At 71.1% G+C, this 17157-nt stretch carries 11 protein-coding genes; 1 reads left to right on the top strand and 10 read right to left on the bottom strand.

Features of this window, described 5'->3' with window-relative positions:
* Position 1: 1 nt before the first annotated feature.
* The 9 genes from ACWY4P_RS09300 to ACWY4P_RS09260 all read right to left on the bottom strand — a co-directional run bounded on the left by ACWY4P_RS09300 (position 2) and on the right by ACWY4P_RS09260 (position 14717).
* On the bottom strand, positions 2–1540 hold the full coding sequence (locus ACWY4P_RS09300) for a right-handed parallel beta-helix repeat-containing protein (RefSeq protein ID WP_456209866.1): 1539 nt from the start codon (positions 1538–1540) through the stop codon (positions 2–4).
* Between the two features lie 12 nt (positions 1541–1552).
* Positions 1553–3520: an alginate lyase family protein gene (locus tag ACWY4P_RS09295; RefSeq protein WP_456209865.1), complete on the bottom strand. Its 1968-nt coding sequence runs from the start codon at positions 3518–3520 to the stop codon at positions 1553–1555.
* Complete coding sequence (locus ACWY4P_RS09290) at positions 3517–5715, bottom strand: bi-domain-containing oxidoreductase (RefSeq protein ID WP_456209864.1); 2199 nt, start codon at positions 5713–5715, stop codon at positions 3517–3519. The genes ACWY4P_RS09295 and ACWY4P_RS09290 overlap by 4 nt, the downstream gene beginning before the upstream one ends.
* 17 nt (positions 5716–5732) lie before the next feature.
* Positions 5733–7667 (bottom strand): asparagine synthase (glutamine-hydrolyzing), encoded by a 1935-nt coding sequence (gene asnB / locus ACWY4P_RS09285; RefSeq protein ID WP_456209863.1) that lies wholly within the window; start codon positions 7665–7667, stop codon positions 5733–5735.
* Positions 7668–7670: 3 nt separating this feature from the next.
* The gene (locus ACWY4P_RS09280; protein ID WP_456209862.1) at positions 7671–9200 is read right to left on the bottom strand and encodes a Wzz/FepE/Etk N-terminal domain-containing protein; all 1530 of its coding nucleotides are present in this window, start codon (positions 9198–9200) and stop codon (positions 7671–7673) included.
* Positions 9197–10564 (bottom strand): Wzz/FepE/Etk N-terminal domain-containing protein, encoded by a 1368-nt coding sequence (locus ACWY4P_RS09275; RefSeq protein ID WP_456209861.1) that lies wholly within the window; start codon positions 10562–10564, stop codon positions 9197–9199. The genes ACWY4P_RS09280 and ACWY4P_RS09275 overlap by 4 nt, the downstream gene beginning before the upstream one ends.
* Complete coding sequence (locus ACWY4P_RS09270) at positions 10561–11841, bottom strand: glycosyltransferase family 4 protein (RefSeq protein WP_456209860.1); 1281 nt, start codon at positions 11839–11841, stop codon at positions 10561–10563. The genes ACWY4P_RS09275 and ACWY4P_RS09270 overlap by 4 nt, the downstream gene beginning before the upstream one ends.
* Positions 11831–13156, bottom strand: a complete 1326-nt coding sequence (locus tag ACWY4P_RS09265) for a nucleotide sugar dehydrogenase (protein WP_456209859.1) — start codon at positions 13154–13156, stop codon at positions 11831–11833. The genes ACWY4P_RS09270 and ACWY4P_RS09265 overlap by 11 nt, the downstream gene beginning before the upstream one ends.
* An 82-nt stretch (positions 13157–13238) precedes the next feature.
* The gene (locus ACWY4P_RS09260; RefSeq protein WP_456209858.1) at positions 13239–14717 is read right to left on the bottom strand and encodes a sugar transferase; all 1479 of its coding nucleotides are present in this window, start codon (positions 14715–14717) and stop codon (positions 13239–13241) included.
* Between the two features lie 554 nt (positions 14718–15271).
* On the opposite strand from ACWY4P_RS09260, the gene ACWY4P_RS09255 reads away from it, so the two are divergent.
* Entirely contained in the window at positions 15272–16327 is a 1056-nt protein-coding gene (locus ACWY4P_RS09255) for a LacI family DNA-binding transcriptional regulator (RefSeq protein ID WP_456212862.1), read from the top strand.
* A gap of 290 nt (positions 16328–16617) precedes the next feature.
* On the opposite strand, the gene ACWY4P_RS09250 is transcribed toward ACWY4P_RS09255, so the two are convergent.
* Entirely contained in the window at positions 16618–16995 is a 378-nt protein-coding gene (locus ACWY4P_RS09250) for a DUF2255 family protein (RefSeq protein WP_456209857.1), read from the bottom strand.
* Positions 16996–17157: the final 162 nt, after the last annotated feature.

Genomic DNA, 17157 nt, shown 5'->3' with positions numbered 1-17157 from the left:
CTCAACCACCGGCCAGTGGGTCGAAGGTGCTGCCCGCGTCCTGCTGGTACGGCATGCCCTGCCACTGCGCGGAGTCGAGCTTCTGGTCCGGATCGTCGGAGACGAAGCTCCACGGTCCGCGGTAGACGTTGTCGTGCCAGCGGTTGTGCTGCTTGAGGGTGATCGCCTCGGCCACTCGCTTGCCCTTGTACGGCGACCAGTCCGGATAGGTGCCGTAGTTGGCGAGCACCGCCATGCGGCCGCACTCCACCGTGCACTTGACGACGGACGTGTCCAGGACGAAGCGGTTGCTGTGGATGTCCACCCGCTGGGTCTTCCACCGGCAGTCGGCGTAGAGCGGAGCGGTGGTGATCGCCGGCTGCTTGCAGCGGCGGGTGTCCTTCACCAGCAGGGTGCAGTAGCCGGTCGATGTGTTGGCCGGGCTGTTGCAGAACCGGTCGGCGTTCTCCCACAGGGTGATCCCGGACCAGTTGTTCTCCAGTACGTTCCGGTAGATCTCGATCTTGTCCGTGCGGGCCGGGACCCGTGGTTCGCCGCCGGCCTCGGACACATAGATGGTCGCGTACGGGAAGTTGTCGCCGCGGGCGGCGTTCTTGCGGCCCTCGACCCAGTTGTTCCGCCGGATCGTGTTGTTCCGGATGACCGCGTTGTAGCTGGTCTCGTACATCAGCGCGGCACCGTCGTTGGCTTCGAGCACGTTGTTCTCGATGCGGAAGTCGTTGTTGTTGTTGTCCGCCCACAACCCGGCTCCGCGGTTGTCGTGCACCCAGTTGCCGCGGATGTCCGCGCCGTTGACGGCCCAGAACTTGATGCCTCCTGTGCAGCCGCAGCCCGGCTGCCGCCGCTCCCAGTTGTCGGTGTTGTTGCCGACGACCTCGTTGCCCTCGACCACCAGGCTCTTGATGGAGTCGCCGGTCTTGTACGCGTTCATTCCGTACTGCCCGTTGCCGCGCAGACAGCTGGCGCGGACCTGCTGACGGGCACCGGCCATCAGCCCGGCGCCGGAGTTGTTCTGGATCGTCGCGTGCTCGATCACCCACCCGTCGGCCATGTCGTGGTTGACCACGCCCTCGTCGTGCGGCGCGACGAAACCCTGCACGGTCAGATAGCGGATGGTGACGTTGGGGGCGGTACCGCTGAACGCGTAGTTGTTGGTCTTCCGGCCGTCGAGCACCGCGCCTGGCGCGCCGAGGTAGCTGTTCCCCTCCTTGGCCATGACCTGGGCGTAGCGGTTCGGCTCGAGCCTGTGCTTGCCCGGTAGCAGCCAGAACGTGGTGTTCGGGGGGCTGCTCTTGGTCTTCGCAGCCAGGTCACCGACCACCGCAGGGTCGACCGTCACCGCGCCCGCCGGCGCCTTCGCCGGCCCGGCCGCGGGCTTGGCGCACACCCGGGCCATGGACGTGGAGTGCGCCCCGGACGTGGATGGCGTACCGTTCGGCTCCGCCGGGGCATCCGACGTGCTCTCACAGCCGGTCGCCGCCAGCAGGGCCAGCGCCAGCGGTGCCGCAGGCAACGCCCAGTGCCGCCACTTGATCCCCAAGCGTCCCCCCCCCTAGCCGCGGAACCTGAGTACGGTGGTGAACCCCTCCGCGCCATCGGCGAAGCCGGTGCCGACCAGCGTTGTGGTGGGTTCCTTGCGCCCGAAGCCGGCGGAGTACCAGCCCAGCGGCGGGTCACTCTCGCCGCGATGCGCCCGCCAGGACAGCTGCCCGGGCAGGTCGAGCACCGCGGAGCGGTCCTCGCCGTCCCGGGTCCAGGTGAGCACTGCCCGGTTCCCCACCAGGTCCGCGGCGATCGCCGGGCCGAGGTGGAACGCCAGGTGCACGGCCCGGCGCGGGCCGCGCACCTCGTCGACCACCCTCAGCTCCTTAGCTGCGGCCGTCAGCTCCACCCGGCGGCGGTGCACGGAGGGCTGGTAACCGTCGTGCTCGGCACACCAGCGGGCCGTCCCCCCGTCGGAGGTGCCGGATGTGCCCGCGGCCAGGACGCGGCTGCGGGCATGCCGGGTCCACAGGAACGGGCCGCCGGAGACGGACTGGTCACCGCCGTCCAGTCGCAGGGTGTTGTGGCCGAGGGTCGACCGGAAGTACTGCCGCCACTCGGGCTGCCCGTGATAGCAGAACGTCCCCGGGTCGGCGAGCACGTCGACCCCGTCGTGCCGGACCTCCACGGACAGCGCGTCCGCGTGGGCATGCGCGGCGATGGACAAGAAGCCGTGCGGGCCACCGTCGCAGCGGCACCAGATCTCTTCCGGACCGCGCAGGATGGTCATGCCCGCGTCGGCGAAATGGGCCGGTCGGCTTGGAGGGCGGGACACGGCCGGTGCGGTTTCACTTTTCCAGTACGGCCGGATGAGCGCGGCCAGCAGCGGGGTGCGCACATCGGTGCCGGTCACCGCCGGCCACCAGGCGAGCCGGCCGAACACGGCGTCCCCGGTGGCAAGGAGCGAGGCCCAGCGGTCGGTGCCCGCGCCGTCCACGACCAGACCGTGCCCGTCGTCCGCGTCCCCCTGGCGCGGCGGCCGCAGCCGGTTGTCCACGACGGCCGCGAGCGCGTCGGTCATCCGCAGCAGCACCAGCCGGATCGACGCGGGGACCGGCACGCCGGCGGCATCCGCCTCGGCCACCGCGGCCAGGCCGAGCTCCAGCACAAGCCCGTGATACTCGGTGGCCAACTCGCGGTTGAGGCCGGAGCCGAAGGTGTTGCTTCGCAGATGCCGCTCCAGCGACCGCAGCGCGTCGGCTCGCCAACGCGCCGAGGAGGGGAACCAGCCGAACGCGCAGGCTGCGGCGAACTGCCCGGCGGTCTCGGCGATGACGTGGTTGTTCGCCGAAGACCCCCGGCTGGGGAAGGCGGCCAGCCAGCGCTGGTGGTGCCAGATCTGGTTCACCGCCACCGGGTTGCCCTCGAACAGCCCGGCCGCGCCCGGCCAGCCGTCGAGCAGCCGACGGATCCACACCCAGGACAGCAGCCGGATGCCCAGCTCGATGCCGCTGATCCAGTGCACTCCGCGCAGCGGCGCGTTGGCCGCCCACCACGACCGCAGGTGCTCGGCCACTCGCTCGGCGTACCGCTCGTTCCCGGTGATCGCGTAGGCGGCGGCGAGCACGGTGAGGTACTGATGCCGGGACAGCTCCCAGATCTGCTTGATGTCCCCGACCGCGTCCTCGTTCCGGTACGGCACGTCGAAGGCGTAGCCCCACGGAGCCCGGCGCCCGGTCTTCGGGTCGCACCACCAGTCCGGGTCGGCCAGGTCGTCGCGGACCACCCCGAAGTACTCGGCGTGCCCGTACATCAGCCGGTCCGCCTCGGCGATGAGACGCTTCGCGGCGTCCGGTGGCACGGCGGCGAACGCCCCTGCGGGCAGTACCGCGGTGAACCGGGCGCCGGTCACGCTCGGGCAGTCCGGCCGCGCCGACCGCCACCGCCGCCTGCGCACCGCGTCGCCCACCCGGCCGCCGACCTCCCGCGGTCCCATCCGGGACAGCCGCCGCAGGTACCAGCTCGCACTCATGGTCATCGCGCTCTCGCCAACGTCACCGGCGCGCCGCCGACCAGGCCGGTCTGGACGGCGAGGGTGGCCGACGTGGTGGCGACCAGCGACTCCAGCGGCACCGGCATCGGCCCGCCGGTCCGCACGGCCTTGATGAACGCGGCCAGCTCGGCGGACTGGCCCTTGTCCCGGGCCTTGGGCAGCCGCGAACTGACCCACCGCTTACGGGCGTACACCGAGGCACGGACGAAGTCGTCGAGCCGCAGCACCTTGCCGTCCGCGACGAGGTCCAGCGTCTCCTTGGGGAAGGCGGGCGCGCCGGTGGTGACGTAGCTGATGGTGGCGGTGGACCCGTCCGGGTAGCGCAGCACGACCTGAATGTCACCGCTGCCCTCGTTGCCGGGCGTGGCGACCGCGTACACCGATACCGGGTCGGCCTCGAGCAGCCAGCTCGCCGTGTCGATGAAGTGTCCGCCCTCGCCGGCGAAGCGCGAGCCCTCGGTGCCCTGTTGGAGGTACCAGCTGCCGTGCTGCAGCCGGCCCGCGTTGACCAGGTAGCGGAGGCTCGCCGGACCGGTCCGGGCGCCGAACCGCTCTTTGGCCTCCTGCAACAGCGGCGCGAACCGGCGGTTGAAGCCCACCTGCAGCCGGTCGTTGCCGGACTCCTCCACCGCCGCGAGCACGCCGGCCAGCTCGTCCTGGTCAAGCGCCAACGGCTTCTCCACGAACACCGCCTTGCCGGCCAGCAGCGCCCTTCGGGTCAGTTCGGCGTGCGAGCTGTGGCGGGTGACCACGAACACCGCGTCGATGGACGGGTCGCCGAGCACGGTGTCGAGATCGGTGGTCGCCTTGGCGAAGCCGAACTTCCGCTTCGCGTTGGCCGCGGACAGCGCCGTCGTGGTGACGACCGTGGACAACTCGACGCCGTCGCGCTGTGCCAGGTGCGGCAGCAGCATCGACGTCGCGTAGTTTCCCGCGCCGGCGAACGCCAGCCGCACCGACGCCTTGGCAGACCGGGCCGGGGTGGGCACTGTGCCGCTGCGTCGCACCGCGGGCACGGCCACCTCCGGGGCCCCCGCTTCCGCAGCCTGGTTGGGGTGGTCGGGGTACCGGAACAGCACAGCCACGGCCTTCAGGTCGCCGTCCTTCAGGCTCTGGTACGTCTCGACGGCGTCATCGAAGTCGGCTATGTGGGAGACCAGGGGCTCCACGTCGACGCGGCCGCGGGCGAGGAGATCGAGGAAACACGCCAGGTTGCGGCGCTCGGTCCAGCGCACGTAGCCGATCGGGTAGTCCCGCCCCTCGAGCTCGTACTCCGGGTCGTAGCGCCCGGGGCCGTACGAGCGGGAGAACCGGACGTCGAGCTCCTTCTCGTAGTACGCGTTCCACGGCAGGTCCAGGCGGCACTTGCCGATGTCGACGACCCGGCCGCGGTCCCGGCTCAGCCGGGCGGCCAGCTCGACGGGCTGGTTGCTGCCGCCGCCGGCGGCCAGGTACACCTGGTCCACGCCGTGACCGCCGGTGAGTTCGGCGACGGAGTTCTCCACGGCCGCGGAGGCGGGATCGCCGCAGGCCGCCGCGCCCAGGCGCTCGGCGAGCTCGCAGCGCACCGGGTCGGGGTCGACCCCGACGACGCGGACTCCCGAGGCGGCCAGCAGCTGCACCACCAGCTGCCCGATCAGCCCGAGGCCGATGACCAGCGCCACGTCGCCGAGCTGTGGCTCGCCGCGGCGGACGCCCTGCAACGCGATCGACCCGACGGTGCCGAAGGCCGCGTGCCGCGGCGCGAGGCCGTCCGGCACCCGGGCGTAGAGGTTCTTCGGCACCCAGTTCAGCTCGGCATGCAGCGCGTGCTCATTGCCGGCGCAGGCCACGAGGTCGCCGACCTTCACATCGTCGATCCCGGCGCCGACCTGCTCGACCACCCCGCACAGCGAGTAGCCCAGCGGCGTATAGGAGTCCAGCTTGCCCATCACCTTGCGGTAGGTGGCGGGTACCCCGTTGGTGGCCACGCTCTGCATGACCTTGGCCACCTGGTCAGGACGGGAGCGGGCCTTGCCCAGCATCGACATGCCGGCCTCGGACACCTTCATGAGCTCGGTCCCGGTGGATATCAGCGAGTACGCGGTCCGCACCAGCACACCGTCCGGCTTGCACCCCGGCACCGGCACGTCGAGCAGCGCCAGCTCGCCGCTCTTGTAGTTCTGCACAACCTGTTTCACCCGAAGTCCTCTTGTCTCTACGCCGTCAAGGGAGAGTTCTGGCCGGCCCCGGAGGTCGCGCCGCGATACCAGTACTCGAGGGTCAGCACATGCCACAGATGTTTGGAGAAGTCCCGCTGCCCGGCGGCGTCCTCGGCGACCAGCCGCTGCAGCGCGTCGCGGCGCAGGAACCCGGAACTCACAAGCACGCCGTCGTTCACCACCTCGCGCACCAGCGGCGCCAGATCCCGGCTCATCCAGGCCCGCAGCGGGGCGCTGAACAGGCCCTTGGGCCGGTACACGATCTCCCGGGGCAGGATCGAGGTGGCCGCCTCCTTGAGGACGGCCTTGCCCTGCCGTCCGACGATCTTGCGATTGCCGGGCACGGCGAACGCCGCCTTGACCACCTCGACGTCCACGTACGGCACCCGCACCTCGGTCGACGCGGCCATGCTCGACCGGTCCGTGTACGCAAGGTTCAGGCCCGGCAGGAACATCCGGGCGTCGCCCAGGCACATGCGGTTGACGAAGTCGTCGAGGTCGTTGTCCTGGTAGATGTCCGCATGCTCGGTGAGCACGTCGTCGACCGTCCCGGCCAGGTCCGGATCGACCAGGGCGAGCAACTCGTCCTGGTCGTACATGGTGTAGCTGCGCCGGAACGCGGTCTCCTCCGGTAGATCGGCGAAGGAGAGGAACCGCTTCGCGAAGCGCACCGACCGGTACCCCCGGCGGGCCGTGGCGACCGGCAGCCGGTCCACGGTCGTGGACACCCCGCGCCGCAGGGGCCGCGGGATGCGCTGGTAGCGCAGCGCGATCAGGTTGGCCAGGTGCTTGCGGTAACCGGCGAACAGCTCGTCGGCGCCCATCCCCGAGAGCATCACCTTGACCCCGGCCTCCCGGGCGGCCGAGCAGATCAGGAACGTGTTGATCGCGGCGGGGTCGCCGATCGGCTCGTCCAGGTGGTACGTCATCTGCGGCAGCAGGTCGAGCACATTCGGCGCGATCTCGATCTCACGCAGGTCGACGCCGAACCGCTCGGCCACCCGCCGGGCATAGCGCAGGTCGTCCGGCATCGCCTCGAACCTGGCGTCCTCGGCGCGGAACCCGATGGTGTAAGCGGAGATCCCGGGTTGGTCGCGGGCCGCCAGCGCGGTGAGGTAGCTGGAGTCCAGCCCGCCGGAGAGGAAGGTCGCCACGGGTACGTCGGAGAGCAGGTGGCGCCGGGTCGACTCCTCGACGATGGCGGCCAGGTCCGGCTGCTCGCCGCTCCGGGCCCGCTCCCGGCCCTCGGCGGCGACGTCCTTCAGGTGCCAGTACCGGCCGCGCTCCACCCGGCCGTCGGGCCGGCACCGGAGCCAGCTCCCCGGCGGCAGCTTCTCCGCTTCGCGGAACGCGCACCGTGAGTCCGGCACCCAGTAGTACAGCAGCGAGGCCACCAGCGCCGCATGGTCCACCTGCAGCGACCCGCCGGTCACCGCGGCGAGCGCCTTGAGCTCGGAGGCGAACACCAGACCCTCGCCGCGGCGGAGCAGGAACAGCGGCTTGATGCCGAGCTGGTCGCGGGCGAGCACCAGGTCACCGGTTCGCTCGTCGAAGATCCCGAACGCGAACATGCCGCGCAGCCGGGGCAGGCAGTCCGTGCCCCAGCGCCGCCAGGCCTCCAGCAGCACCTCGGTGTCGGAGGTACCGCGGAAGCGCACCCCGGCGGCTGCCAACTCGGCACGCAGCTCGGGCGCGTTGTACAGCTCGCCGTTGTACGTCAGGACGAGGCCGCCCGAGACCATCGGCTGGGCGCCGGTCTCGGACAGGTCGATGATGGCCAGCCGACGGTGCCCGAGGTGCACTTCGCCGTCACCGGCGGGGTGGCTGTACGAGCCCGCCCCGTCCGGACCGCGGTGGGCGAGGGTATCGGTGAGCCGGTCGGTCACGACCTTCCCGTCCGGCCATCGGTAAGTGCCTGCGATGCCACACATGTCCTACCGTGCCTCCTGGTCGTTGTCCGGGACCCGTGTGGCCCACATCGGCAGCCGCTCCGTCCGCCGCAGGCCCGTCCCGTTCTGCCGGGACAGCCGCTCGTTGTGGCCGCGTAACGCGGTGTGCAGCCCGTCCCACAGCGTGCCGTCGGTCCGGTCACGCGGATCGGGGTCGATCAGCACCACGCCGATCACCGGAATGCTCAGGTCCGCGAGCTGCCGCGCCACGGTGTGCAGCCATGCGGCGCTGCCGTGCCCGGCACGCACGACGAGCACGGTCTGGCTACCGAGGTACTGGAGGTCGGTCCACGCCGTGCCGGGCGCGACCGAGCCGACGCCGAACCGGCGCTCCGGATGCGACACGTCCGCGGCGTCCTTGCCGCTGACCACGGTCGGGCCTCCTGGCTTCTGGCCGTGGTCGGCCAGCTGCGGGCCGGGCAGACCGTCGACGATCACCACGGGCCCGTCCGGTGCCAGTGCCTCGGCGAGGTCCAGGGCGATCACGCTCGTGCTGCGCGCACAGCCCAGTTCCAGCAGCGACACCGGTTCCGCGGAGGCGCGCACGGTACGGGCCAGGCTTGCGGTGAGCCTTGTCCGTGCCGCCCGGGTCCGTCGGCGCTGCCACGGCCTGGCCGGCCGCAAGGACGCGCGGCGCAGCTCCGTGATGACCGAGGCGCCCAGGTTCGCCGCGATCTCCCGGCGCAGCACGGGGCGGTCCGCGACCACCGTGGTGACCGCGGCCAGCGCGAGCCCGAGGACGAGCCCGAGGACGAGCCCGATCGCGGCGTTGGTGGCAGCGGCCTTGGGCAGGGAGTGCCGCACCGCGCGCGGGGCGTCCACGATCTGCGTGCCGGAGATGACCTTGGGCGTGCCGGTGCGCGCCTCCGCGGCGCGCTGGTCGAAGTCGGAGATGCGCGAGTTGAGCTCGGCCCGGCGGGCGAAGAGCGACTCGCTGCTCGCCGACGCTTTCGGGTCGCTTCCCGGCGGTCGGTCCCCGATCGCCTTGTTGACCTGGGCGAGCTCGCCCCGCATGCGGTCACGCTGGTCGAGCAGGGCCTTGGCCTCGGCCTTCGCGGCCTCCTGCATCCGTTCCACGTGGTCCGCGATGAACGCGTCGGCCAGCGCCTTGGCCCGGGCCACCGCTTCCGCGTCGCTGTCGCCCGTCACATCGATCTGCATCAGGTTGTTGGTCAAGCCGGTACCCCGGTAGTCGCCTATGAAGTCTTCCGGTTTTTCACGGGACTTGAGGGACTTCAGGGCCTTGCCGGCGATCCGCGTGGTCCCCAGCAGTTGGACGTCGGTGCGGATCAGCGTTCCGGAGTCGTTCGGCTGGTCCTCCCGATGCGCGACCAGCACTTTGGTCACCGCGGCCGGCGGCGGCCGCAGCACGACCGACATCGCCGCGCCGATCAGCAGCCCGAGTAGCGCCATGGTGCACCAGAAGCGGCGGCGCCTGCGCACCGCCACCACCAGCGCATGCAGGTCAAGCAGCGGAGCGGCGGCCGACGGCTCCGAAGTCTTGCTCGTCGTCACACAGAACCCCCCGTCGCGTGGCCGCGAACCGCGAGCGCCGGAGTGGCGTCGTCCGGAGGATGGCCGGCAGCCCGTGTCGGACGGGCCCGGACCGTGACGGCGACGACGATGCCGACGACCTCATGCCCTGCGTCCGCACACGCCTCGGCGATGCCGGCGAGCTCCTCCGCGGTCCAGCTGCCTGCGCTGAGCACGACCAGGGCGCCGGACTCGGTGTCGCGGTCCGGCACCAGGGGCTGGGACACCGAAACTCCCACCACCCGCAGCAGCGGACCGCTCTCGGCCTCGGCGACGAGCTGCCCGGCGGCCCGGCGGGCGGTCTCGTCGTCCTCCGGTACGACGACCAGCAGCCGCCGGGGAGCCGGCAGCTGGTCCCGGAGGCGGGCGCACACCCGCCGGTAGCGGATCTGCCTGCTGGCCTCGTCGCCGGACGTCTGCGGGGTCGGAATGTCCCACCGGACGTCGACGCCCAGCAGCCGGCGGATCCGGGCCCGCGGGCCACGGCCTTCCGGCCGGTGCGCGCGCCGTTCACCAGGCACGTCGACGGTACCCAGCAGCGCCGAGCCCAGCGCCGCGGCGATCTCCGGTTCGGTGCGCAGTCGGCGATTCACCCGTGCGGCGGCGAGATGGCCGATGACCGTGAGCAGGAAGAACAGCAGCGCCCCCGTGACGATGAGCTGCATCCTCGTCGGCGGTGCCTCGTCGGTCGGCCGGGCCGCCGGCCCCATGACGACCATGCCGGCCTTGTTGGCCGCCGGGTCGGCCTCGTCCAGCTTCTTCATGGCCTCCTGCAGCGCGGTGCGCAGCTTCTCCAGCTCGGTGCGGGCCTGCACGCTCTCCACGGTCTGCCCCGGATCGGCCGCATTGGCCAGGTCGGTGATGCGGCGGTTGGTCTCCGCCACCTTCTGCCGCAGCGCCTCGGACCCCGTAGCCGCTTCGGGGTCGGTGCTGCCGCCTGCGATCCGCGCGGCGAATCTGACGAACTCCTGGGCCACTTGGTCGGAGAGCTGCTGCGCGCGCGCCGGGGTGTCGGCTGTACCCGAGATCTTGATGATGTTCCCGTCGGCGGCCTTGGCGCTCACTCGATCCCGCAGCTCGCCGCCGCTGACGCCCTTCCAGCCGAGCGTGGCAGCCGCGCGGTCGACCACCGCCGAACTGGTCGCGATCTCCACCTGAGTCAGCAGCTCGCGCTCCTGCCACGCCCCCGGCAGCAGTACCGGTGCCGACGTCGTGTAACGCGGCGGAAACAGCAAAGAGGCGCCGTAGCCGACGAGCGCACCCACCAGGGCGAGGATGGTGAGAAGCCGCCAGCGCCGACGGATAATCCGCCCGATCGTGACCAGGCGTATCGTGTCATCGCTCAACGGCGCGGCCTCCTCCCTGTCCGGTCCGGGGTGCCCGCCGACACCGGAGCGTGGTCACGGCAGGCAGCGGCGTAGGCGGCGAGCAGCGACGCTTGCGAGTTCCGCCAGGCAAGCGGCCCGCTGATCCGCTCCTGGCCGATCTTGCCCATCCGGGCCCGCTTCTCCGGATCGTCAAGGAGCAGCGCGATGAGCCCCGCGAACTCGGCCTCGTCGTTGGCGGGCGCGTAGACGGCGGCGTCACCGGCGGAGACTCGCGCCTCCCGGAGGTCGAACGAGACGATCGGCCGCCCCATCGCCATGTACTCCAGGACCTTGTTCATGGTCGACACGTCGTTGAGCGGATTGCGCGGGTCGGGGGAGAGGCACACGTCCGCGGTGGACAGGTAGCGCACCAGGTCGGCGTCCGGAACGCGCCCGGTGAACTGCACCTGCTCCGAGAGCCCGAGCCGCCGGGACAGCTCCACCATCGCGTCGAAGGCGTCGCCGGCGCCGACGAACACCGCATGCCAGTCGGTCCGCCCGAACTCGTCGCGCAGCTTCGCAAGGGCCCGCAAGGCGTAGTCGACGCCGTCCTGAGGGCCCATGACACCGAGGTAGCACAGCAGATGAGGCTTGCCGCGCTTCAACTCCGGCTCCGGTGGCACCGGTTGGAACCGGTCGATCGCGGGCGCGCTGCGCACCACGAAGACGTCCTCCGGCCGCCGACCGCCACGGCGCAGCGCGACGTCCCGGTAGCTCTCGTTCGTGGCGAGCACGATGTCCGCGGCCCGGTAGGTCCGCCGTTCCAGCGCGCACACGGCGCGGTAGAGCAGGTCTTCGCCGCGGTCGAACCGGGAGAGGTAGAGCTCGGGTACCAGGTCGTGCTGGTCGAAGACGAACCGCGCCCCGCGCCGCTTCAGCCACAGTGCCGGCAGAAACAGCAGATCTGGCGGGTTGCAGGCGTGGACCACGTCGACCGGGCCGACCTTGCGGGCCAGCCGGATCGTATGCCACAAAGCCGATCCGTACTCCCGCAGGTACCCGGCCGGCCCTCCGGTGGCCGCGCGCAACGGGTAGCGGTGAATCCGCACCCCATCGATCACCGCCTCCGGCTCCGTGTCCCGCTTCTCCCCCCGGGGACAGATGACGTGCACCTCCCAGCCCGCGTCGCGCAGCGTCGTGCACTCCTGCCACACCCGCCGGTCGAACGGCACCGACAGGTTCTCCACCAGGATCAGCGCGCGCCGGTCCGCCCCGTCGCCGCTGACTGTGTCACCAAACGATGTGTCACCAAGCAAGGCCCATATACCCCGGTTCGGCCCGGCGCGCCTCGGCGTCGGGAAGGCGGATGAGGTCGACAAGCACCGGGCCGTCGCCCTGGGGCAGCGCCGACAGCACGGCCGGATCCCTGGTCCCGACCAGGCATACCTCGGCGTGCTCGAGCACCTCGCCGACGGAGTCCGCGAGCAGCTGCGCGAGGTGCGGCAGCCGGTTCTCGATGTACTCGCGGTTCGCGCCGATCAGTCGGGAGAGGTTCACGTTGGCGTCGTAGATCCGCAGGTCGTAACCCTTGCCGAAGAGCCTCTCCGCCAGCTCGACGAGCGGGCTCTCGCGGAGGTCGTCGGTGCCGGGTTTGAAGGACAGCCCGAACATGCCTATCCGGCGCTTGCCGGTGCGCTCGACCAGGTCCACCGCGCGTTGCAGATGGTCGGAGTTGGAGGGCAGTACGTGGGCGAGGATGGGCACCGAGACGTCGGCCCGCTGCGCCGCATGGACCAGGCTGCGTAGGTCCTTGGGCAGGCAGGAGCCACCGAAGGCGAAGCCGGGCCGCAGGTAGGCGGGGCTGATGTTCAGCTTGCGGTCGGCCAGGAAAACGTCCATCACCTGGTGCGAGTCCACCCCGAGCGCCTGGCACACCGCGCCCAGCTCGTTCGCGAAGCCGATCTTGAGGCCGTGGAACGCGTTGTCCGCGTATTTGATCGCCTCGGCCGTCGGGACCGGCACCCGGAACACCTCGCCGGGTAAGCCGTCGTACAGCGCCGCCACCACGTCGCCGCTTGCCGGGTCGAGCTCGCCGATGACGGTCTTGGGCGGGTCGAAGAAGTCCCGCACGCTCGTGCCCTCGCGCAGGAACTCCGGGCTGACCGCGACCCCGAAGTCCACCCCGGCCGTGCCGCCGACGTACTTCTCCAGGATCGGCACCAGCAGGTTCAGGCAGGTGCCCGGGAGCATGGTGCTGCGGAACACGACGGTGTGCCGCCCACTGCGCCCACTGCGATCCGTCAGCACGGCGCCGATCTGCTCGGTGACCCGCTCCAAATACGTGGTGCACAGGCTGCCGTTGGGCTCCGAGGGCGTGCCCACGCAGACCAGCGACACCTCGCTGTCCATGATCGCCTCGCGGACGTCGCCGGTAGCGCGTAACGCTCCGGTCCGCACGACGTCGGCGATGAGCTCGCCGATCCGCTCCTCGACCACCGGGGCCTTGCCGTCGTTGACCAGGTCGACCTTCACCTGGTTCACGTCCACTCCGATGACCTCGTGACCCATGCCGGCCAGGCACGCGGCCGACACGCAGCCCACGTAGCCGAGCCCGAAGACGCTGATCCTCATGACCCGTTCCTCCCCCCAGGCAGGCCCTTGCGGCCTGCGGTCCACACTCCGGCGGGTCCGCCCCGCCGCTGCCCCCCGCGCATCAGTAGGCCCCCTGCCCTTGGAGCACCGCACGCAGCGTCTTCCACAAGATCACTGTGTCCAGGGCGAGCGACCAGTCCTCCACGTAGCGCAGGTCCAGCCGGACCGCCTCCTCCCACGGAAGGTCGCTGCGTCCGCTGATCTGCCACAGGCCGGTGAGCCCGGGCTTGACCAGCAGCCGCCGCCGGATGTCCGGGCCGTACGCAGCGGACTCCTCCGGTAACGGAGGCCGCGGGCCGACGAGCGACATCGAGCCGGTGAGCACGTTGAAAAGCTGCGGGAGCTCGTCGATCGAGTACCGGCGCAGCACCGCTCCCACCCGGGTCACCCGCGGATCCCGGCGGAGCTTGAACAGCAGGCCGGCGCCCTCGTTGCGGTGGGCCAGTCCGGCACGTGCCCCGTGGGCCCCGGCGACCATGGTGCGGAACTTGAAAATGGTGAACTCGCGGCCGTCCTTGCCGACCCTGCGCTGGCGGTAGAACACCCCACCCCGACTGTCCACCACCACGAGCAGCCCGACGAACACCATCAGCGGCGCGAACAGCATCAGCAGGATCGCTGCGCCCATCCGGTCGACGACCCCTTTGACCGCCCGGCGGCCCCCGGTGAAGGTCGGCATGCTGACCCGCAGCAGCGGGATCCCGAGCACCGCGTCGACGTGCAGCCGCGGGCCGGCCACCTCCATCAGCACGGGGGCCACGACCATCTCGGCGTCGCTGCCTTCGAGGTTCCAGGCCAGCCGCTGCAGCCGGTCCGGTGACCAGTGCGGGTCCGGTGTGACCGCGACGACACGGTAGCCGTCGCGGCGGACGTGGCCCGCGACATCCGTCAGTCGGCCGACGACCGGCACTCCGTCCAGTTGGTCACCGTCGAGCCCGAGACCGTCCGTCGTGCACACCGCATCCACCCGCCAGCCGAGGTGCGGGAACTTGCGGGTTCGGGTGATCAGGTCGCGCACGGTGGCCAGGCTCCCGGCAGCGAGCACCGGTCGCAGGCACTGTCCTTCCTGCCGCTGTTTGTGCAGCCAGAGGCGCAGCAGATACCGCGCGGTCATGGTGATGAGCGCGATCGCGGGGATCGCGACGAAGATCCAGAGCTTGATGTTGCGCGAGGTGAGGGCGATCCCGCCGAGCGCCAGTACGACGGTCGCCGTGAACAGTGAGCGTCCGAGCCGGCGGAATTCCTCGGCGCCCTGGCCGAGCACGGCCGGAGCCCACGACCGGCTCACCGCAAGCGCCCCCAGCACCAGCAGCTCGGTGCCGAATGCGAGAATTCCCCACTTCTCGTGCCAGTTGGCCGCGTCCCGGGCCCCGAAGAAGTTGCCGATCGCCGCCACCACGAAGGCGGTGGCCACGGTATCGCTGGTGATCACGGTACGGCGGTACCGCTGCTCCCAGTCGATCGCGGGCTGGCTGATTGCCCCGTCCGCCAGACGCCCGCGCGCTGACGGAAACGGGCTGACTAATCCCCCTCGCCGCACAGAACCCCCCAGGTCCCCAGTGGTTCGACGTGGTCGCCTAACACTGTTCCTCCCCCCGGGAGGCCCTCGCCCCCCGCACTGTTTCTCCCCTCGGGAGGCCCCCGCCCCCCGCGCCGCGCTGTTTCTCCCCGCGGGAGGCCCCCACCCCCCGCGCATGACATCCCGGCTGTTTCGGAGCTACTTGAACAACCCACCCTGGCGGCATCAGACTCGCATGTCCTGCCAGACTCTCGAGGTGCGCGGGAACCCGTCGAAACCTCGGGTGCTCCCCGCACCCAAGGCCCCCTCTCGGGCCCCCAGAATTGATCACCCCCACGTCTGGCGCGGGGGACGCGACTGCTGGCTTTCCGTAGTGCCGGACCTATAGATCATTATGGGTCGCCTCGTGCCCGAACAGCTGAAGCACGGTCAATCTAGACCATCGGGGCCAGTATATGTAGAGGGGATGTGTGTAATTTGTGTTCAAGCTTTGGGACTGGACCCACCGATCACTGACGAGGGTCGGCGACAGAATGGACGCGGACACGTACGAGGCGAAGAGAGCGGGGCGCGAGATGGCGGCAAAGGGGCGGGTCACGATCCGCGAGGTGGCGGAGCGGGCGGGCGTGTCCGTGGCCACGGTCTCGCGCGTGCTGAGCGGGAACTATCCGGTCCCGCCGGCCACCCGCACCCGGGTCGTGCGGGCGGCACGGGCCCTGGACTACGTCGCCAACGCCCACGCCCGTGCCCTGGTCGGCGGTGGCCGCAAGATGGTGGCCGTCGTGCTGCGCCAGGTCACCAGCCCCTTCTACGCGCAGGTGGCCGAGGGCGTGGAGGCGGAGGCGGCCGCGCGCGGCTGGCTGTGCCTGGTGGGCACCACGGGCGGCGACCCGCAGCGTGAGCTGGAGTTCGTGCAGCTCATGCGGGAGGAGGGCGCCCGGCTGGTGGTGCTGGTGGGCGGGGTCGTGGAGGACGACGCCTACCGCGAGCGCGTGGCCCACTACGCGCAGGCCCTCGACGCCTCCGGCGCCCGGCTCGTGCTGTGCGGACGGCCCGCGCCCGACCCGGACATCCCCGCGCTCGTCGTCGAGTTCGACAACGAGGCCGGGGCCCACGCCGTCACCGGACACCTGCTCTCCGCGGGTCACCGCAGGATCGTCTTCCTCGGCGGGCTGCCCGGCAACACGGCCCTGGACGCACGCGTCGCCGGTTACCGGGCCGCCCTCGCCCAACACGGCCTGCCGCCCGAGGCCGCGCATGTCGTCGACTGCGGCCTGGGCCGCGCCGCCGGACACCGCGCCATGAGCGAACTCCTGAAGGACACACCAGAGTTCACCGCCGTGTTCGCCGGGGACGACATGGTCGCCGCGGGTGCCCTGCGCGCCATCGCCGACGCGGGTCTGCGCGTCCCCGACGACATCTCCGTCGTCGGCTACAACGACATCCCCCTCGCCGAGGACTTCAGCCCCCCGCTCACCACGGTCCGCACCCCCGCCGAGGAACTCGGCCGCGCCGCCGTACGCATCGCCCTGCGCGACCCCGAACACGCCGCGGGAGCCCACCACTTGCTCGGCACCCACATCGTCGTACGCGACAGCGTCGCCGCGCCCCCGCCGGAGCGCGCCCGCTGACCGGCGGTAGGCCGGTATCACCGGTCGCGACGAGGACGAGGGTGCCCGAGATCAGTCGTCGGCTGCGGTGACCTTGCCTTCGGCCGCTCGGCCACGCCGGCCATGAGGCCGGCGGCGGGATTCGAACCCGCGAGGATCGGTGATCCAGAAGTATCCGCTGCCTGCGCACCGGGCACCCTCGAGCCGTCGCGCCTCCCGGATGAGCCACTGTAACTGCCGGCGTCGACACGGCCGAGCGGGTTTCCCGTGGAGGTGTCGGGGAGGGGCGGTCGTGGGACCGATGGGTGCGTTCAGCGCGGCACGAGCTTGAGCGTTGTGGCGCGCGCCGTGTCCGCGACGATGGGCCTGACGTACGTTCCGCTGTAGCGGCTGTACTTGGAGCGGTAGGCGGCGTCGACGCGGGCGTTGACGCCGGGATCGGGTGCCTCGACGAGGGTGACGTCCTTGTCGATGCCGCCGGAGTGGATGTGGCCCGCGTGGCTGGCCCGCGCCGCGCGGTACCAGGAGCCCTCGCTGCCTCGGTACGAGCGGACATAGAGGTCGTCACCCTCGCGCACCACCCAGATCGGCACCGGTGTGCGCGGCGTGCCGTCGCCGCGGAGCGGCGCCATCTCCAGTTCGTCCGCCGCCTCGATTCTGCTGAGCTCGTCGCTCGTCCATGTCGTCATCGGTTCGTCTCCTTCGCGATACCGGTCATGCGAGCCAGGACACTCTCCAGAAATACCGCGGTGGTCGGGGGCTCGCCAGCGGACCGCTGATCCCGGCCGGCGCCTCGCGCACCGATGTCTCGCGGAAATATCTAGTACACAAGTCTTGTATCCAAGATTACG

The sequence above is a fragment of the Streptomyces sp. LZ34 genome (assembly GCF_053890475.1).
Note: the sequence above shows the minus strand (reverse complement) of the source record. Positions and strands in the feature narration are given on the sequence as shown.